This window comes from Serratia sp. HMSC15F11 (assembly GCF_001808215.1).
Classification (GTDB): domain Bacteria; phylum Pseudomonadota; class Gammaproteobacteria; order Enterobacterales; family Enterobacteriaceae; genus Serratia; species Serratia nevei.
Genome location: NZ_KV792503.1, coordinates 33201 through 50169, shown reverse-complemented (window position 1 = coordinate 50169; position 16969 = coordinate 33201). Strand labels below are relative to the sequence as shown.

The window sequence follows — 16969 nt, the reverse complement described above, 5'->3', positions numbered from 1 at the left end:
GGATTTATGTATGACTTCATTGTATGCAAAAGGCGGCGGCGCTGTCCAGATTGCCGAGCAGATCGCCGCACGCATCAAAGGCGGCACGCTGCGGCCGGGTGAGCTGCTGCCACCGGTACGCCAGCTGGCGGCGGAGCTGGAGGTCAATGCGAATACTGTCGCCAGCGCATACGCCCGATTGCGCGATGCCGGTCTGGTGGCAACGCGTGGACGGGCGGGAACGGTGGTGCTGGAACCGCCGTTGGCGGCGGTGAGTGCGGCCTATACGCCGCGCCAGGTGCCGGCGGGAATGTGCGATCTGGCCAGCGGCAATCTGGATGCCGCCCTGTTGCCGGCGTTGGCGCTGGGCGCGGCGGAGGGATTCCCGCAACAAAACGGCTATGACATCAGCGGCGATCTCCCGGTACTGACCGGCCTGGGGCGCGAGTCGCTCGGCCGCCAGGGCGTTAGCCTGGGGGAGCCTGCGGTATTCTCCGGCGCGCTTGACGCGATGGAAAAGGCGCTGCGCTGCCATATGCAGCCGGGCGCGGCGGTGTGGGTGGAAGATCCCTGCTGGCCGCCGCTATTGACGCTGCTGCGCCACCTGCGTTTGCGGCCGCTGCCGCTGGCGATGGATGAGCAGGGCTGTCGGTTGCCGGAAAGCGGAGCGGCTGGCGCGGTGATCCTGACGCCGCGCGCCCACAATCCGACCGGCGCCTCGCTTTCTGCGCAACGCGCGCAGCAGTGGCGGCGTTTTCTCAGCGCTAATCCGCAGTGTCTGGCGATCGTCGACGATTTCTGGGGGCCGCTGTCGCAGCAGCCGCTGCATCTGCCGTTCGACGGCGATCGCGGCCTGTACGTGCTGTCGCTGAGTAAGTTTCTCAGCCCGGATCTGCGCATCGCGCTGGCCTGCGGCAACCCGACGTTGCTGCAGGCGATGCGCGCCGATCAGTACATCAGCGAACGCTGGGTCAGCCATATCTTGCAGCAGATTGCCGCCAGACTGTGGGGGCAGGCCTTGCAGGAGGGGCAGCTGCAGCGGGCGCAACAGGCGTATCAAGCCAGAAGGGATGAGCTGGTGCGACGGCTCAACGCGCTGAATCACACGGCGCTGGCGGTGGGTGAAGGGCTACATCTGTGGTTGCCGGTGCGGTCGGAAACCGCCGCCGCGCAGCTGATGGCGCAGCGGGGGTGGCTGGTGCAGGGCGGCGAACCTTTCCGCCTGAAGGGCGACCCTGCGATCCGCGTCAGCCTGGCCAACGTCGTGCCGGCGCAGCTGGCGCCGCTGGCGCAGGATCTGGCCGACGCCATGCGTGCCAGCGCGGCGATCAACTAGGCCGGCGTCAGGCTCTCCTCCGCCAGCAGCTGCAGTGAGGTGAGCCGGGCGCTCGGTTCGCCGATCGGCGTGTCGATGATGAACTCGTCCACGCCGTAGCGCTGCTGCAGCTGCGCCAGTTGCTGATGCACCTGCGGCGCAGTGCCGAGCAGGATATGGCTTTCTCTTGGTTCGATGCGGTAGTCGGTGGCGCCGGCCTGCTGCACGAAACTCTCCGCCTGCGCCAGGCTGCCGACGGTCACACTCTGCTCACCGGCGACGTGCACGCGGTATTGCTGAATATCCGCCGCCAGCGCCGCGGCCTGTTCCTCGCTTGGCGCCGCGATCGCCGCCACCGCCAGCAGCGCCTTGCGGCCGCCGCTCAGTGCGGTGTAGAGCGCCAGCGCCTCGCGGATATCCTGCGGATTGCCGTTCAGATGCGCGGCGAACACGAAGGCCCAGCCGGATTCGGCCGCCAGCGTCGCGCTCTCTTTGCTGGCGCCGAGCAGAAAGCGCTGGGCGGCGTGCGGCGGCAGCGGCGTGGCGCTCAGTCCCGGCTCGGCGTCGTCGTTCAGATAGGCGGTCAGCTGCGACAGCTGCTGTGGAAAGGCCGGTTTGTTTTGTCGGTCATGGGCGGCCTGCAACGCCTGGGTGGCGAGCGGCAGCCCGCCGGGCGCTTTGCCCACCCCGAGATCAACGCGCCCCGGCGCCAGCGCCGCCAGCAGGTTAAAGTTTTCGGCCACCTTGTAGGCGCTGTAGTGTTGCAGCATCACGCCGCCGGAGCCGATGCGAATGCGCGACGTCTGGCCGAGCAGGTAGCCGATCAGCACTTCCGGCGACGGGCAGGCGAGCTGCGGCGTGTTGTGGTGCTCCGCCAGCCAGAAACGCCGATAGCCCCAGCGTTCCGCCTGTTGCGCCAGATGCAGCGTGCGCGCCAGCGCCTGGGCGGCGCTTTCCCCGTCGGCGATCGGACTCTTTTCCAATATGCTCAAGGCATAAGCCATTTTCCCGCTCCTTTCCTCATCAGATATGCCTGACAAATACCATGCGGGCGGCGCTTGCCTTAATACTGATTGGCGATAGGATATTCCATTGATCCAAAACGGATTTGGATATGCGAAGAGCGGTAAAGCGCCGCGATGTTATCCCTCGAGCCAGGCCTTCAGACGAATGGCGTCACGGTAGTGGCCGTAGCGCGGCTGCGCGCCGAGCAGGATCATCACCACCGGTTGTCCTTTGATGGTGGTGCGCATCACCAGGCAGTGGCCGGCCTCGTCGGTAAAGCCGGTTTTCTGCAGCTGAATCTGCCAGGCCGGGTTATTGATCAGGCCGTTGGAGCTGCGGTAGACCAGCTGGCCGCGGCCGGGGCGCACGATCTGCTGCTTGTCGGTGCTGAAGTGGCGAATCGACGGGTAGCGATAGGCGTGATTGACCATCTTGAGCAGATCGTTGGCGGTCGCCACATTACGCGGCGTCAGCCCGGTCGGATCGTAGAAGCGGCTGCGTTTCATGCCGATGGCGCGCGCTTTCTGGTTCATTTTCGCCACGAAGGCTTTGCGCCCGCCGGGATAGCTGCGGCTCAGCGCCGCAGCGGCGCGGTTCTCCGAAGACATCAGGGCGATGTGCAGCATGTCGCGGCGGCTGAGTACCGAGCCGATGGTCAGGCGCGAGTGGGTTTTCTTCAGCAGGTCGCGATCGGCGGCGGTGACCTTGAGCGGGCTGCCCATCGGGCGTTTGCTGTCCAGGGCGACCATGGCGGTCATCAGTTTGGTGAGCGAGGCGATCGGCAGCACGCGGTTCGGCTGCTTCTGATAGAGCGTCTTTCCGGTGCGTTGATTGACGACCAGCACCGACTTGGCATTCAGTACCTGCGGCGGCGTGGCGGCATGCACGGGCGCCAAAACGAACAGCAGGCTGAACAGGAGGGCGGCGCCGAAGCGCCGGACGGGCAGACGGAGAAAAGCGTGAGATAAAAGCATAACGGCGGAAATAGTGACCCTAAGTGATTAAAAAACATCAAAAGAGTCTGCCCGGCAAATGTGAAGGAAATAGGGCGATAATCGCTCAAACTGTTACAACAATCCCTTCTGCTGTAGCGTGAAGCGGGTGGCCTCGTTCAAATCGTAGTCCCCCAGGCGCTCGCGCGGCACCCAGGCGTAGTCGTCAAACTCGTCGTTGATCGTCACGTCGCGGTTGGCGGCATGGCAGTCGAAAATCAGGTAAATCATATAGATTTGCTCGCGGCTGCCGTCGGCGTAGGTTTTGATGCGCACGTCGTCGCGGAAGGTCCAGGGCGTGATGCTGTCGAGGATCAGCGCGGCGCCCAGCTCTTCGCGCACTTCGCGCCGCAGCGCCTGTTCGATCTGCTCACCCGGCTCGACGCCGCCGCCGGACAGTGCCCACTGGCCGGGGAATAGGCCCTTGTGGGCGGCCATCTTGCACAGCAGGAAGGCGTTATCGTTTTCAATCAGCGGGCAGACAATGATGCGTTGGCGCATGGAAGACTCCTGTCAAAAAACAAACCCGCAGGGTAGCAGGTTTGGCGGCGCGGGGCAGCGAGACAGGTCGCGTTCTACGCGGCGGCGGGAAATCTGATTGGCGCTTGCTATACCACCGGCTTTATCTTCTTCAACGGGAAATCAATCGCCGATGTTAATAAGTATCAATTAGTATGATTTCTCTTCAGGATAAAGAACGGACTTTAACCTGTCACGGAGTGGATAACGTATGCTTAATGGAATAAAACCGCTGTGCCTGACTCTCTTGCTGTTGCTGTCGGCCTGCCACAGCGCGTCGGTCAGACCGCCACCTCACGACGCCACGGCGTCTGCCCCTATCGATCCTACCAAGTCGCTTTTTCCGTTGGACAAATATTCGCAGTCTGTCGATAAGTGGCTGCCCCCCGGCCCGCAGCGGCAGGTCGCCGTGCTGGATGACGCTGCGCAGCAACGTCATTTTTCTGCCCTCAAATCCCACTATTTTGGCATGGGGCCGAATGAGGAGTCCCCCTGGAATCCGCATTACATCGCTTCCGTCTTGAGCCGTGAAGCGGAAAGCCACCGTGATGCCGCAATGGATAAGTATCTTGGAAATGACAGCGTTTCCTGGGGGGAAAACTTCAGGACCCACGCTGAGCGCTGGAAACAGCAGGTCAGGAATAATGCGTCTGTCGGCATTGACAAGGCTTATCATTCTTCGGCCAGAGGTATTGCGACTAGGGAAACGCTGGTCAGGATGTTGCCGACAGACGATCCGGCTTATGACGATCCGCGTCTGGCAGGGCAAGGTTATCCCTTTGATAATTTGCAGGACTCTTCTATCCGCCCCGGTACACCGGTATACGTTGTGACGGAAAGCCGCGATAAACGCTGGAAATACGTCATATCGCCTACGGTGATCGGCTGGGTGCATAGCGAAGATATCGCGGCGGCGGATCGGCGGTTTGTCAGCGAATGGCTGGCGCTGGCAGGGAAAAATTTGGGGGCATTCATTCAGCAGCCGGTGTCGGTACAAGAAGCGGAACTGTTTTATTTTACGGCGCGTCATGGCACGGTTCTGCCATTTTACCGCCATCGGCAGGGCGTTTTTAGCGTCGCCGTGCCGGTACGCCGGGAGAAGGGTCGCGCGCAAATTCGCCGGATCGATTTAACGGAGGGGGAGTTTGCCGCCATGCCGTGGCGAATGACGCCAGACCATCTTGCCACGCTGATGCGTTCGATGAGCGGCAGGCCCTACGGCTGGGGGAATGATAACTTTAATAATGACTGCTCGGCCGAACTGCGCAGCCTGTTGATGCCTTTCGGGGTGTTTCTTCCCAGGAATTCCGCCGCGCAGATAGAGGCGGCAAGCCGAGTGGTCGATCTCAGTCAGGCGAACACGGATGAGCGGCTGCGCTATCTCAAGGAGCATGGCAAGCCGTTCACCACGCTGGTCTACATTCCGGGCCATATCATGCTGTATATCGGCAATGCGGCGATTAACGGCCGGAGTGTCCCGATGACGTACCAAAATATCTGGGGCCTGCGCCCGGCAGATTCAAAAAGCCGCAGCATTATCGGCGGCGCAGTCTTTTTCCCGCTTCTGGCTACCTACCCGGAGGATCCTGAACTGACCTCACTGGCGGGCAAGGCGCAGTTTAAACTGGGTTTTATTGAGTAACGTCTGAATGCCTATCAAGTGGCCGCCTTGACGGTCTCTTGATAGGCGAGGGCAAACGAGGTGTGTTAATTGCCTAGCCTGTTTTTGATGATTTTATTATGTTCATCCGTCAGGTTGGCGTAATTCCAAATAAACAATCCGCCAAGATTAAAATCCAGAACCTGATCGATAAAGTAATTTAAATTCCAGTCGGTCAATCCCCGGGTCGTCAGGGCCAGAATGCATTTTTTATTCTCGGCGCCGTTGGCCAACGATTGTTTTAATGCCGGGATGACATTGGCGAGAATATCGTCATTGCTCCACATCGCTGCGGCATAGCAGTAATGAATAAAGCGATCGCACTGGCCTGACAGGATGATTTTTCTGACTTTCTCGTTGAGCTTTTTACCATTTTCCGTATTGGGATGATTGTAGGAATAGCCGGCAATAAAACCCAGGCTGGTCTCTTTTCGGGCCTCTTTTAGCCGTTTCATGGCTTCGATGACCCGTTCGGTGTTCATATTGCATTCGTCATCAAAATCGACGCCGTCCCAGCCCCGGTCTACCGTGGCCTCGACGATCCTCAACACTTCATCCTCATTTGCCGGCTTTTGCTGTGGGGAGCATCCGCCGCCGCCATAAACCCAGAGCGTCTTTCCTTTAAAACCGGGGAGAGTATCGGGTTTGTTTTGCTTTTCCGGACTCCATCCTGGATGCGCTGATGTGCCCGTGGTCAATCCATCAAGGTTAGTGACCATGCCATACATCATGACATCGAACTCTTTGAGAGGCTGGCCAGTCAGAGACTGGCTCCATCCGCCTGTAATAAACGTATTCATTGTTGTTATCTCCTTATTGGTCGTGTTCCTTAAGTAAATATGTCTTGCGTGATGGAGGGTACCAGTCTCTATATTCATGTTGCCATTGTGCAGTCGCTGAGCGGGCAAGGGATGAAAACGATGTTGAATGGCGATGAGGTTTTTATGACGAAAATATTAATTATCGGGAACGCTGAAAATCATTAACGCCGATAGATAAAGATTGCTATAACAGCGGGGGCGATCTGGGTTAACGGCGAGAGGCAGGATAAGGCGTTATGGTGCAACGGTTAGCGGAAAAGATGCACAAGCTGGATTTCGATGATGAAGTGACCGGGCTGATCTACGGCCATGCGTTTCGTTCCGGTGAGCCGCCGGCGCGCCTGAACTCGCAGCAGGTTTGCCAGGCCTACCAGGCGTTGCCGCCCGGCGACGGTTTTATCTGGCTGCACCTCAATCTCAACCACGCGGCGGCGGAGAAGTGGCTGAAAAATCATTTCGCCATTTCCGATTTTTTCTTTCACGAGATTCGCCACGGCTCCCACACCACGCGCATCGAGCGCCAGGGCGACGATCTGTTCGCCGTGCTCAACGACGTGATTTTCCACCCCGAGAACAGTAACCCGGAGACGGCGACGCTGTGGCTCTATTGCTGCCGTGGGCTGGTGGTCACCGTGCGTCACAAACCGGTGCGACTCATTGAACGGCTGCTCGGCCGCCTGACGGCGCTGCAGCTGGCCTCGTCCACTGAGCTGCTGGCGCACCTGCTGGAAGAGCAGGAAGACGTGCTGGAACAGGTGGTGCGGCAGGCCAACCAGTATGTCGATACCATTGAGGACTGCTTGTTGATCCGCCGCGTCAAACGCAACCGCACCGAGCTGGGGCGCATGCGCCGCATGTTATTGCGCTTTCAGCGCCTGCTGGCGCCGGAGCCGGCCGCGCTGTTTCGCCTGTTGAACCGGCCGCCGACCTGGCTGAGCCGCGAGGTGGTACAGGATCTGCGGCAGTTTACCGAAGAGTTCACCGTGGTATTGAACGATCTCGCCAGCCTGACCGAACGCATCCGGCTGCTGCAGGAGGAGCTGGGCGCCAAGCTGATGGAGCAGAATAACCGCACGCTCTATACGCTGACGGTGATCACCGTGCTGGCGCTGCCGATCAATATCGTCGCCGGTTTCTTCGGCATGAACGTGGGGGGGATCCCGCTGGCCAGCAATCACCACGGTTTTATCCTGCTGGTGTTGCTGGTCGGCAGTTTTACGCTGATCGCCGGTTATCTGGCGTTCAGGCGCAGGGACGAGACGTAATTACAGGCGGGCGCGGTACTCTTCTTCCAGCCGGGCATGGGTGCTCCAGAACGGCTGCGGCGCCCGATCGTGCAGGCGATCCAGCAGGATATCCAGATGGGTGTGCCAGCCGCCGGCGACGCTGAGCATTTCGTCGCGGTTGGCCAAGCGCCGGTGGGTGACCGTCAGCAGCACGGCGCTACCCTGTTCCGTCAGTTCGAAAGTCACCTCGGAAGGGCGGCCCTGATCCTGTTCGGCCCAGGTAAAGCTCAGCAGGCGCGGCGGGAACAGGCAGGTGATGTGGCCGCGGTTGCTGACGCAGCCGCCGTGCTGTTTGTACTTGGCCGGCGGTGGTTCGTGCTCGCCCGCCAGATCGGAGTTGCGAAACTCCAGCTCCAGCGGCGCGCCGTTTTCCAACGTCATGGCGCCGGCCGCCAGCCAGGTGGCGCGTTTGTCGGATTCGGTCAGGTAGGCCCACACCCGCTCGATGGGGCCGGGCAGCAGCCGCTGGATGCGCAGCGTGCCGGGTTCGATAATCATGCCGTAATCATTCATGGTTCACTCCTTGGGAGGAAGCTGTTCGGGCTGCAGCAGCGCCTGTTCGAGCGCATCCAGCCGTTCAGTCCAGAAATGTTCATAGGTTTGCAGCCAGTGCATGGCCTGCGCCATAGGCTCGGGTTCGAGCCGGCAGATATGGTTTCTTCCTTGCACGGTGCGTTGCACCAGGCCCGCATGTTCCAGTGCTTTTACGTGCTTGGAGGCGCCGGCGAACGACATCTGCAGCGGCGCGGCCAGTTCGCCGATGCTGCGCTCACCGCCGGCCAACGCGCGTAACATCGAACGGCGGGTCGGATCGGCCAGCGCATGAAAAATGGCGTCCAGCTGTGAGGAAGATAATTCAACCATATGGTTGAATATAGAACAGGTGGGCTAATATTCAACCGTTTTGTTGAATATTTTTTGCCCCGGCGAAAAACCGGGGCGAGGTTCAGGCGTCGGCGTGTGCCAGCAGCGCGTTCAGCAAGACGTCGGCACCGGCGGCGGCCCAGGCGGGGGTGATATCTTCCCGTTCGTTGTGGCTGATACCGTCCACGCAGGGAATGAAAATCATGGCGGTCGGCGCGACGCGATTAAGATAACAGGCATCGTGGCCGGCGCCGGAAATCATGTCGCGATGGCGATAGCCCAAGGCTTGTGCGGCGTGGCGTACGCTGTCGATGCAGCCCCGATCGAAAGCGATCGGAGGATACTGAAAGATGCGCTCGGCGCGAGCGGTCAGGCCGCCGCCGTTGATTTGGTTTACCGCCGCCAGCAGGCGCTGCTCCATCTGCTCCAGGGTTGCCTCCTCTGGATGACGGAATTCGACGCTGAAAAAGACCCGGCCCGGCACCACGTTGCGTGAATTGGGGGTGATTTGCGCCATGCCCACTGTGGCGCGCGCATCGGGCGCGAAATCCCAGCCGATACCGTTGACCGCCGTCACCAGCTCGGTGAAGCCCAGCAGGGCGTCGCGGCGGCGATCCATCGGCGTAGTGCCGGCATGGGCGCTGAAGCCGACGACTTCCAGCTCGTACCAGCGCTGCCCTTGTGCGGCGGTCACGACGCCGATGTCGAGGTGTTCCGCTTCCAGAATCGGCCCCTGTTCGATGTGCAGCTCGAAGGCGGCGTGGATCGGCATGCCGCCCACCGGATGCTCACCGGCGTAGCCGATGCGTTCCAGCGCCTCACCGAGGCTGACGCCATGCTCGTCGCGGCGCGACAGGCCGTACTCGAGATCGAATACCCCGGCGAACACCCCGGAGGCGATCATCGCCGGCGCGAAGCGCGCGCCTTCTTCGTTGGTCCAGTTGATCACTTCAATTGCGCGTTCGGTGACGATCTGCCGATCGTTAAGGCTGCGAATAACCTCCAACCCGGCCAGCACGCCGTAGATGCCGTCGAAACGGCCACCGCGTGGCTGCGAGTCGCCGTGAGAACCGGTGACCACCGGCGCCAGCTCGGGCCGCGAGCCTTCGCGGCGCAGGAACATGTTGCCCATCCGATCGACGCGCACGCTGCAACCAGCCTCCAGTGCCCAGAGACGCAGCTGGTCGCGCGCCAGCCGGTCCTCTTCGCTGAGCGCCAGGCGGGTGACGCCGTTGTCGGCGATGGCACCGAACTGCGCCATGGCAAGCAGGCTTTGCCACAGGCGCTCGCCGTTGACCCGATACGTCATTGTTCTTCTCCCGGCGTTTTGGCGGTGTAGCGGAAATCGCAGCAGGGGGCGCCGGACATGATGGTTTGGCTGCGCTGCAGCTCGACATCCGGGGCATAGCCGACGATAAACTGGCTGTCGCGTGCGCAGGAGAGCAGGTGGCCGATTTCCCCCAGCCCCATCTCGTGATACATCTCGGCGTAGCGGCAGCGGGTGACGTTATAGTCGAAGTGCTGTTCGTCCTGGTTGATCACCTCGACGCGCAGCGCATCGTCTTTTTCCCACAGGTACTGCAAGGCGGCGAAGCTGCGCAGATCCGCGCCGTTCGGCTCCTGTGCGGCGAACTGCTTGCCTGCCGCGATGGCGGCATTCTCGATGGCTTCGCCGATCACTGCCTGAGCGCGCACCTTGCCGATTTCACGCACCAGGATCTGGTAGATCGGTTTGATGATCTCCGCTTCGATCTTTCTGCGGGCCAAAATGCCCAATTCGTTGTTTGCACAGCTCATCGCCTTGCTCCTCTTGATTTATTGTGGTTTGGCGCCGCCCAACACGGTTTGCGGCTGCCATTTGCCGTCCACTACCCGGTACAGGGTGAAGCTCGGCTGTTGCAGGTTGCCCTGCGCATCGAAGGCAATGGCGCCGGTCACGCCCTGGTAATGTATGGCGCGCAGTTTCGGCAGGTAATCGGCCGGATTGGCCGAGCCGGCCTGTTCGATGGCGGCGATCAGCCCCCGGGTGGCGTCGTAGGCGAAGGGCGCATGCAGTTCGATGTGGGTGTGGTAGCGATCGCGGTAGGCTTGTTCAAACGCCTTGCCGCCCGGCATCTGTTCCAGCGGCAGCCCGGGCTCCAGCGCCACCACGCCTTCGCCTTCCCGCTGCGCCAGCGTCAGGAAGGTCTGGCTGACAAAGCCGCCGGCGCCCATCAGCTGCGCGTTCATGCCCAGCTGTTTCAGTTTGCGTGCCAGCGGCGCCGCCTGGGAGTCCACGCCGCCGAAGAAGATCAGATCGGCGTTTTTGCTGCGCACGGTGGTCAGTACGGCGCTGAAATCGACGGTCTTGTCGTCGACGTACTCGCGGGTGACCGGCTGCACGCCCTGGGCCTGCAGCGATTTGATGAACTCGTCCGCCAGGCCCTGGCCGAAGGCGGTGCGATCGTCGATCACCGCGATGCGCTGGGCTTTCAGCGTTTTCACCGCATACTGCCCGGCATAGTTGCCGCCGTCGTCGTCGTGGCCCATCACGCGGAAGCTGGTGTCAAAGCCTTGCTGCGTGTAGCCGTGGCCGGTGGCGACCGGCGCCACCTGAGCGATGCCGGCGTCGTGGTAGATGCGCGCCGCCGGGATGCTGGTGCCGGTGTTCCAGTGGCCGACCACGCCGGCCACGCCTTCGTCGACCAAACGCTGCGCGACGGCCACGGCGGTGCGCGGATCGGACTGATCGTCCTCGGACAGCAATTTGAAGGTGACCGGTTTGCCGTTCAGCGTCGGCTTTTGCGCGTTGGCGTCGGCGATCGCCAGGCGCGCGCCGTTTTCGAGATCTTTGCCGATGCGTGCGGAAGGGCCGGTCAGCGGCCCGGCCAGGCCGATCAACACGGTGTCGTCCGCCAGCGCCGGAAGGCTCAGGATCATCGTCACGGCGGCCAGCGCCAACGGCTTGATGCGAAAGTTCTGCTGCATGTCATACTCCTGGTGCGGTTAAAGGTAGCAACGGTTATTCACCCAAATAGATCTGTTTGATTTTTTCATCGTCCAGCATCTCGGCGGAGCGGCCGCTGTGGCTCAGGCTGCCGCTGTCCAACACATAGGCGCGATCGGTAGACTCCAGCGCCAGGCGGGCGTTTTGCTCGACCAGCAATAGCGTGACGCCGTCACGGGCTAACTGTTTGATGACCGAAAAAATGGCCTCCACCACAATCGGCGCCAGCCCCATCGACGGTTCGTCCAATATCAACAGGCGCGGACGGCTGAGCAGCGCACGGCCCATCGCCACCATCTGCTGCTCGCCGCCCGAAAGCAGCCCGGCCGGTTGATGCAGGCGCTCGTTCAGGCGCGGGAAGGTGGCGCATACCCGTTCGAAATCGTGCCGCACCGCCGGTTTGTCACGGCGCGCATAGGCGCCCAGCTGCAGGTTTTCTCGCACCGTCAGGCGGGTGAAAATGCCACGACCTTCCGGCACCATCACCAGCCCCTGTTGCAGCAAGCGGTGCGGCGGCACGCCGCGAATCGAACGGCCGTCGAACAGGATGTCGCCCTCGAACGGCTGCAGCCCGGTCAGCGCCCGCAGGCTGGAGGTCTTGCCTGCGCCATTGGCGCCGATCAGCGTGACCTGTTCGCCGGCGTTGACCATAAAATCGATGCCTTTGACCGCGTGAATGCCGCCGTAAGACACTTTGAGTTGTTTAACGCTCAGCAGGGCTTCAGACATGCGCGCCGCCTCCCAGATAGGCCTGAATGACCGCCGGTTCACGCCGAACCTGCGCCGGTTCGCCTTCGGCAATCGCTTTGCCGTAATCCAGCACCGTCAGGCGATCGCACAGGCCCATCACCAGCTTGACGTCGTGTTCGATCAACAGCAGCGTTTTGCCGCTGTCGCGAATGCGCAGCAGCAGCTCGCGCAGCGCCACTTTTTCTCCGGCGTTCATGCCGGCCGCCGGTTCGTCCAGCGCCAGCAGCCGGGGCTCGGTCGCCAGAGCGCGGGCGATCTCCAGACGGCGCTGGTGGCCGTAGGCGAGATCCCCGGCGCGGTAATGGGCGAATTGGCCGATGCCGACATACTCCAGCAGCGCATGGGCCTTGTCGCGCACCGCCTGTTCTTCCTCCCTGGCGCGGCGGTGGCGGGCGATCGCCGCCCACAGGCCGTTGCGGGTGCGTACGTGGCAGCCGACCATCACGTTTTCCAGCACGCTCATTTCGTTGAACAGCCGCAGGTTCTGGAAGGTGCGAGCGATGCCGGCCTGCGCCACTTTATCGATCGCCTGGGGCCTGTAGCGCTGGCCCTGCAGGCGAAATTCGCCCTCGTCGGCGCGATACAAACCGGTGATCAGATTGAAGCAGGTGGTTTTACCGGCGCCGTTCGGCCCGATCAGGCCGTAGATTTCTCCCTGGCGGATGCTCATGCTGACGTCATCCACCGCCGTCAGGCCGCCGAAGCGTTTGCTGACGTGGTGTAAAGCGAGCAAAGGCGTCATGCGGCATTTCCTCTTAGGCGGCGGGCCGGCCACAGGCCCGCCGGGCGATACAGCATCACCAGGATCAGCGCCAGGCCGTAAAACAGTTGGCGGATAATTTCCGGGTCGATCAGCACCTGGCCGAACAGCGCCTGCTGCAGCGGCCCCATGCTGCTGCGCAGCAGCTCCGGCAGGGCGGCCAGCAGCAGCGCGCCCAGGATCACGCCGGGGATGTGCCCCATGCCGCCGAGCACCACCATCGCCAGTACGGCGATCGACTCTTGCAGGGTGAACGATTCCGGCGACACGAAGCCCTGAAACGCGGCGAACAGCGCGCCGGCCACGCCGCCGAAGGTGGCGCCGATGGCAAAGGCCAGCAGCTTGAAGTTGCGGGTGTTGATGCCCATCGCCCGCGCGGCGTCCTCGTCTTCGCGGATCGCCGTCCACGCGCGGCCAATGCGCGAGTTTTGCAGCCGCAGGCTGATAAACAGGATCGCCAGCAGCAGCGCGGCGAACAGATAGTAATAGAGGTACAGGCCGGAGAAACGCACACCGAACCACTCATGCATGCCGGAAAACTTCAGGTCGAACAGGCTGACCGGGTCGATGCCGGAAATGCCTTTGGGACCGTTGGTGAGGTTGACCGGGCGGTCGAGATTGCGCATCAAAATACGCACGATCTCGCCGAAACCGAGCGTGACGATCGCCAGATAGTCGCCGCGCAGCCGCAGCGTCGGCGCGCCGAGCAGAATGCCGCACGCCGCCGCCAGCAGGGCCGCCAGCGGGATCAGCCACAGCATCGACAGGTGCAGCCCATCGGGGAACCACTGCAGCAGCAGCGGGAACTGCTGCGTCAGATGCGGTGACGACAGCAGCGCGGCCAGATAGGCGCCAACGGCGTAAAAAGCGATAAAGCCCATGTCCAGCAATCCGGTCATGCCCACCACGATGTTCAACCCGAGCGCCAGCATCAGGTACAGCAGCGCGAAGTCGACGACGCGCACCCAGTAGTTGCCGCCGGCGGCGCCCGCGACCCAGGGCGCCAGCAGCAGGGCGAGAATGAACAGCGTCAGCCCCAGCCTGGCGCGCCGAGGCGTGGCCAGAGGAAGCGAGGAAGTTAAAACGGTCATCGTGATGTCCTCATGCGCGCGTGGCGATGCGTTCGCCCAACAGCCCGGAGGGGCGGAAGACCAGCACGGCGATCAGCACCAGAAACGCGAATACGTCCTGGTAGTTGCTGCCGAATACGCCGCCGGTCAGCTCGCCGAGATAGCCGGTGCCCAGCGATTCGAACAGCCCCAGCAGCAAACCGCCGAGCATCGCGCCGCGCAGGTTGCCGATGCCGCCGAGCACGGCGGCGGTAAAGGCTTTGATGCCGGGCAAAAAGCCCATCGAGAAACCGGCGTTGCCGTAGTTGCTGGCCATCATGATGCCGGCTATCGCCGCCAGCGTGCCGCCGAGCGCAAAGGTCAGAACGATGATGCGGTCAGGACTGATGCCCATCAGGCCGGCGACCTGCGGGTTTTCCGCCGTGGCGCGCATGGCGCGGCCGAAACGGCTGTGTTCGACCAGCAGCCAGAGGCCGGCCATGACCGCCACGGCCACCGCCAGCGTGACGATCGCGGTGCCGGTGATCACCGCCGGCGCATGTTCGGCGCTGCCTGCGGTCAAGGCGATGGGCGTCATCGGCAACAGCTGCGGAAACATCAGGGGATTGCGTGACCAGATCAGCATCGCCAGGGTTTGCAACAGCAGCGAGACGCCGATGCCGCTGATCAGCGGGGCCAGGCGTGGTGCATTGCGCAACCGGCGATAGGCCAGACGTTCGATCGCCATCGAGGTGATGGCGCAGACGGCCATGGCGAACAGGGACGCCAGCAGCAGCGTCGCGTAGGGCGGTAACGCGGGAAAATGATGCTGCAACACGCCGATCGCCGACAGCGCGCTGAGCGCCCCGACCATCAGCACGTCGCCGTGCGCGAAGTTGATGATGCGCAGGATGCCGTACACCATGGTGTAGCCGAGCGCGATCAGCGCATAGAGGCTGCCGAGCATCAAACCGTTGACGGTCTGCTGTACCAGCGTATCCATAGGGAGAGTCCGGAGATAATGAGTCAGGAGGCTCACAGTAGAGAATTTAAAAAAATTGTAAAATACGGAAAAATACTTTCTTATACAAAAAACGAGTGATTTTAATGCTTTGATTTTTATGTATATTAAATAAACCCTTCTCCCGGACTTTCCATAAAACAATCGATATATGAAAAAAACAGAACAGTACGATGAGCCGTTACCGATGCTGCCGAACGATCCGCCGCTGCGCGCCGTGCGGGCGTTCGAGGCCATCGCGCGCCTGGGCAGCATCAGCGCGGCGGCGAAGGAGCTGATGATTTCGCCTTCGGCGGTCAGCCATCAGCTGAAAACGCTGGAGGCATTCTTGCAGATGCCGTTGACCGAAAGGCAGGGGCGCCATCTGGTGCTGCGCGGCGAGGGGCGGGAATATTACCGCTCGATCCGCTCGGCGTTTAACGTGCTGCGCCAGGCGACCGAACACGTTCGCGAGCAGTCCGCGTCGCGGCAGGTCACCATCAGCCTGATCCCGCTGTTCGGCATGGGCTGGTTCATTCCGAGGCTGCGCGGCTTTCTGCGCGAAAATCCGGATATCGACATCAATGTGGTTTACGCCAACCACCGCAATTACCTGAGCGACGCCGCCGATCTGTCGATCCGCTTCGGGGTTGGGCAGTGGACCGGCTATCGCAGCGAAAAGCTGATGTCCGGCCAAATGGTGCCGGTGTGCAGCCGGGCATTCAGCAAACTGCACGGTTTGCTCGATACGCCGGATCAGCTGGCGACGCTGCCGCTGCTGCATGACGAGGAGCGTAATACCTGGATGCAATGGTTTCAGCTGGCCGGCGTTAAACGCCCGCTGCGCAGCATCGGACCGATGTTCGAAGACGGGTTGCTGACGCTGGCGGCGGTGCAGGCGGGATTGGGGTGTGCATTGATGCGCGAGCCGTTAATCGCCCAGTACCTTGAAAGCGGCGAGTTGATCAAAATGTTCGATCTGCCGATAGACGACGGCCGGGATTATTACCTGTGCGCTCGCCTGGATAGCGAACTGTCGCAGGAGAGCGAAAACCTGCGGCAGTGGCTGCGCCGCGAGGCCGATGAGCGCCGGCTCGCTTAAAACTCGACGTCCTCCAGGCTGAAAAACGCCGTTTGATCGTTGTAGGAGAATATTTCGCCGTAACGGCCCCAGTTGATCACCGTATCCAGCGTCTCTTTGGCGGCGCTGTCCGACAGCGAGTCCTCCAGCTCCTGCTCGAAACGCACGCGCGGCGCGCGGTGCCCTGGCCGCTCGTCCAACACGTTTTTGATCAGCGCGGCCAGCGGCACATAGCGCAGCAGATGCTCCGCGAACAGCACTTTGCGCGCCTGAACGTCGCCGTCGGCGAAGGCGCGCGCCGGTGGCGTCAGGAAGATGTCGCCTTCGCGCACGTCGGCGAAGCCCAGCGACTGCAGCACTTCGGCGATGGGAAACAGCTCATCCACCTCCAGATGCAGCGAGAGGGCGATCTCCGGCATGTCGGCGCGGCCGAAATAGGGCGCGGCGGCCAGGGTTTCGATCAGGCCGGCGATCAGGTTGGTGGAAACGTGCGGCAGTCGGGTGCCGAGCTTCAGCCCTTTCTTGACGTTGCCGTCGGTCGGGCGGGCGGTCATCTTGGCGTACACATCGTCTACCAGACGGCGGAACTGCGGATCCAGCCTGTTGCGCGGGTGGCTGAACGGCACCTTGATTTCGGCGATCACCCGGCCGGGGTTGGAGGAGAGCAGCAGGATGCGATCGCACATGAAGACCGCTTCCTCGATGTTGTGCGTGACGATCAGCACCGATTTGATCGGCATTCGCCCCTCGGTCCACAGATCCAGCAGGTCGGTGCGTAGCGTTTCGGCGGTCAACACATCCAGCGCCGAGAACGGCTCATCCATCAGCAGCAGCGTCGGATCCACCACCAACGCGCGCGCAAAGCCTACGCGCTGGCGCATGCCGCCGGAAAGCTCGCGCGG

Annotated in this window: 18 protein-coding genes; 4 read left to right on the top strand and 14 right to left on the bottom strand. The window is 62.0% G+C overall.

Annotated elements, in window-relative coordinates:
• Window positions 1-10 precede the first annotated feature (10 nt).
• A complete protein-coding gene (locus HMPREF3138_RS22190) occupies window positions 11-1315 on the top strand; it encodes an aminotransferase class I/II-fold pyridoxal phosphate-dependent enzyme (protein ID WP_038880227.1) in 1305 nt (434 codons plus the stop codon).
• Here the strand turns inward: HMPREF3138_RS22190 and HMPREF3138_RS22185 are convergent.
• The 3 genes from HMPREF3138_RS22185 to nudI form a co-directional block, all read right to left on the bottom strand.
• Window positions 1312-2298 (bottom strand): LLM class flavin-dependent oxidoreductase, encoded by a 987-nt coding sequence (locus HMPREF3138_RS22185; protein ID WP_038880224.1) that lies wholly within the window; start codon window positions 2296-2298, stop codon window positions 1312-1314. The genes HMPREF3138_RS22190 and HMPREF3138_RS22185 overlap by 4 nt on opposite strands.
• Window positions 2299-2436: 138 nt before the next feature.
• On the bottom strand, window positions 2437-3273 hold the full coding sequence (gene pbpG / locus HMPREF3138_RS22180; RefSeq protein WP_038880221.1) for a D-alanyl-D-alanine endopeptidase: 837 nt from the start codon (window positions 3271-3273) through the stop codon (window positions 2437-2439).
• A 93-nt stretch (window positions 3274-3366) separates the two neighbouring features.
• Entirely contained in the window at window positions 3367-3792 is a 426-nt protein-coding gene (gene nudI / locus HMPREF3138_RS22175) for a nucleoside triphosphatase NudI (RefSeq protein ID WP_038880206.1), read from the bottom strand.
• A gap of 229 nt (window positions 3793-4021) precedes the next feature.
• Between nudI and HMPREF3138_RS22170 the strand changes: the two genes are divergently transcribed.
• A complete protein-coding gene (locus tag HMPREF3138_RS22170) occupies window positions 4022-5452 on the top strand; it encodes a C40 family peptidase (RefSeq protein ID WP_038880203.1) in 1431 nt (476 codons plus the stop codon).
• A 65-nt stretch (window positions 5453-5517) separates the two neighbouring features.
• Here the strand turns inward: HMPREF3138_RS22170 and HMPREF3138_RS22165 are convergent, their stop codons facing one another.
• Window positions 5518-6270: a hypothetical protein gene (locus HMPREF3138_RS22165; RefSeq protein ID WP_038880200.1), complete on the bottom strand. Its 753-nt coding sequence runs from the start codon at window positions 6268-6270 to the stop codon at window positions 5518-5520.
• A 257-nt stretch (window positions 6271-6527) separates the two neighbouring features.
• Between HMPREF3138_RS22165 and HMPREF3138_RS22160 the strand changes: the two genes are divergently transcribed.
• Complete coding sequence (locus HMPREF3138_RS22160) at window positions 6528-7556, top strand: transporter (RefSeq protein WP_038880198.1); 1029 nt, start codon at window positions 6528-6530, stop codon at window positions 7554-7556.
• Here HMPREF3138_RS22160 and HMPREF3138_RS22155 read toward each other — a convergent pair whose 3' ends face one another.
• The 9 genes from HMPREF3138_RS22155 to HMPREF3138_RS22115 all read right to left on the bottom strand — a co-directional run bounded on the left by HMPREF3138_RS22155 (window position 7557) and on the right by HMPREF3138_RS22115 (window position 14989).
• On the bottom strand, window positions 7557-8090 hold the full coding sequence (locus tag HMPREF3138_RS22155) for an SRPBCC family protein (protein WP_038880195.1): 534 nt from the start codon (window positions 8088-8090) through the stop codon (window positions 7557-7559).
• Between the two features lie 3 nt (window positions 8091-8093).
• Entirely contained in the window at window positions 8094-8441 is a 348-nt protein-coding gene (locus tag HMPREF3138_RS22150) for an ArsR/SmtB family transcription factor (protein ID WP_004938187.1), read from the bottom strand.
• Window positions 8442-8523: 82 nt separating this feature from the next.
• Window positions 8524-9750, bottom strand: a complete 1227-nt coding sequence (locus HMPREF3138_RS22145; RefSeq protein ID WP_038880190.1) for a Zn-dependent hydrolase — start codon at window positions 9748-9750, stop codon at window positions 8524-8526.
• The gene (locus HMPREF3138_RS22140) at window positions 9747-10238 is read right to left on the bottom strand and encodes an L-2-amino-thiazoline-4-carboxylic acid hydrolase (protein ID WP_038880187.1); all 492 of its coding nucleotides are present in this window, start codon (window positions 10236-10238) and stop codon (window positions 9747-9749) included. The genes HMPREF3138_RS22145 and HMPREF3138_RS22140 overlap by 4 nt, the downstream gene beginning before the upstream one ends.
• An 18-nt stretch (window positions 10239-10256) precedes the next feature.
• On the bottom strand, window positions 10257-11360 hold the full coding sequence (locus tag HMPREF3138_RS22135) for a branched-chain amino acid ABC transporter substrate-binding protein (RefSeq protein ID WP_371326909.1): 1104 nt from the start codon (window positions 11358-11360) through the stop codon (window positions 10257-10259).
• An 82-nt stretch (window positions 11361-11442) separates the two neighbouring features.
• Window positions 11443-12156 (bottom strand): ABC transporter ATP-binding protein, encoded by a 714-nt coding sequence (locus HMPREF3138_RS22130; protein WP_038880182.1) that lies wholly within the window; start codon window positions 12154-12156, stop codon window positions 11443-11445.
• Window positions 12149-12919, bottom strand: a complete 771-nt coding sequence (locus tag HMPREF3138_RS22125) for an ABC transporter ATP-binding protein (RefSeq protein ID WP_038880179.1) — start codon at window positions 12917-12919, stop codon at window positions 12149-12151. The genes HMPREF3138_RS22130 and HMPREF3138_RS22125 overlap by 8 nt, the downstream gene beginning before the upstream one ends.
• Window positions 12916-14028, bottom strand: a complete 1113-nt coding sequence (locus HMPREF3138_RS22120) for an ABC transporter permease subunit (RefSeq protein ID WP_038880176.1) — start codon at window positions 14026-14028, stop codon at window positions 12916-12918. The genes HMPREF3138_RS22125 and HMPREF3138_RS22120 overlap by 4 nt, the downstream gene beginning before the upstream one ends.
• 10 nt (window positions 14029-14038) lie before the next feature.
• Window positions 14039-14989 carry a branched-chain amino acid ABC transporter permease gene (locus tag HMPREF3138_RS22115; RefSeq protein ID WP_038880173.1) on the bottom strand — a complete coding sequence of 317 codons (951 nt, stop codon included), beginning with the start codon at window positions 14987-14989 and terminating at the stop codon, window positions 14039-14041.
• A 169-nt stretch (window positions 14990-15158) separates the two neighbouring features.
• Between HMPREF3138_RS22115 and HMPREF3138_RS22110 the strand changes: the two genes are divergently transcribed.
• Entirely contained in the window at window positions 15159-16088 is a 930-nt protein-coding gene (locus HMPREF3138_RS22110) for a LysR substrate-binding domain-containing protein (RefSeq protein WP_038883177.1), read from the top strand.
• On the opposite strand, the gene HMPREF3138_RS27295 is transcribed toward HMPREF3138_RS22110, so the two are convergent.
• The coding region (locus tag HMPREF3138_RS27295) for an ABC transporter ATP-binding protein (RefSeq protein ID WP_246828743.1) at window positions 16085-16969 on the bottom strand (885 nt) is incomplete at its 5' end. The genes HMPREF3138_RS22110 and HMPREF3138_RS27295 overlap by 4 nt on opposite strands.

Bases quoted from the DNA above. Each gene is read 5' to 3' on its own strand.
- HMPREF3138_RS22190 (WP_038880227.1), top strand. From the start codon at position 11: ATGACTTCATTGTATGCAAAAGGCGGCGGCGCTGTCCAGATTGCCGAG.
- HMPREF3138_RS22185 (WP_038880224.1), bottom strand. From the start codon at position 2,298: ATGGCTTATGCCTTGAGCATATTGGAAAAGAGTCCGATCGCCGACGGG.
- pbpG (WP_038880221.1), bottom strand. From the start codon at position 3,273: ATGCTTTTATCTCACGCTTTTCTCCGTCTGCCCGTCCGGCGCTTCGGC.
- nudI (WP_038880206.1), bottom strand. From the start codon at position 3,792: ATGCGCCAACGCATCATTGTCTGCCCGCTGATTGAAAACGATAACGCC.
- HMPREF3138_RS22170 (WP_038880203.1), top strand. From the start codon at position 4,022: ATGCTTAATGGAATAAAACCGCTGTGCCTGACTCTCTTGCTGTTGCTG.
- HMPREF3138_RS22165 (WP_038880200.1), bottom strand. From the start codon at position 6,270: ATGAATACGTTTATTACAGGCGGATGGAGCCAGTCTCTGACTGGCCAG.
- HMPREF3138_RS22160 (WP_038880198.1), top strand. From the start codon at position 6,528: ATGGTGCAACGGTTAGCGGAAAAGATGCACAAGCTGGATTTCGATGAT.
- HMPREF3138_RS22155 (WP_038880195.1), bottom strand. From the start codon at position 8,090: ATGAATGATTACGGCATGATTATCGAACCCGGCACGCTGCGCATCCAG.
- HMPREF3138_RS22150 (WP_004938187.1), bottom strand. From the start codon at position 8,441: ATGGTTGAATTATCTTCCTCACAGCTGGACGCCATTTTTCATGCGCTG.
- HMPREF3138_RS22145 (WP_038880190.1), bottom strand. From the start codon at position 9,750: ATGACGTATCGGGTCAACGGCGAGCGCCTGTGGCAAAGCCTGCTTGCC.
- HMPREF3138_RS22140 (WP_038880187.1), bottom strand. From the start codon at position 10,238: ATGAGCTGTGCAAACAACGAATTGGGCATTTTGGCCCGCAGAAAGATC.
- HMPREF3138_RS22135 (WP_371326909.1), bottom strand. From the start codon at position 11,360: ATGATCCTGAGCCTTCCGGCGCTGGCGGACGACACCGTGTTGATCGGC.
- HMPREF3138_RS22130 (WP_038880182.1), bottom strand. From the start codon at position 12,156: ATGTCTGAAGCCCTGCTGAGCGTTAAACAACTCAAAGTGTCTTACGGC.
- HMPREF3138_RS22125 (WP_038880179.1), bottom strand. From the start codon at position 12,919: ATGACGCCTTTGCTCGCTTTACACCACGTCAGCAAACGCTTCGGCGGC.
- HMPREF3138_RS22120 (WP_038880176.1), bottom strand. From the start codon at position 14,028: ATGACCGTTTTAACTTCCTCGCTTCCTCTGGCCACGCCTCGGCGCGCC.
- HMPREF3138_RS22115 (WP_038880173.1), bottom strand. From the start codon at position 14,989: ATGGATACGCTGGTACAGCAGACCGTCAACGGTTTGATGCTCGGCAGC.
- HMPREF3138_RS22110 (WP_038883177.1), top strand. From the start codon at position 15,159: ATGAAAAAAACAGAACAGTACGATGAGCCGTTACCGATGCTGCCGAAC.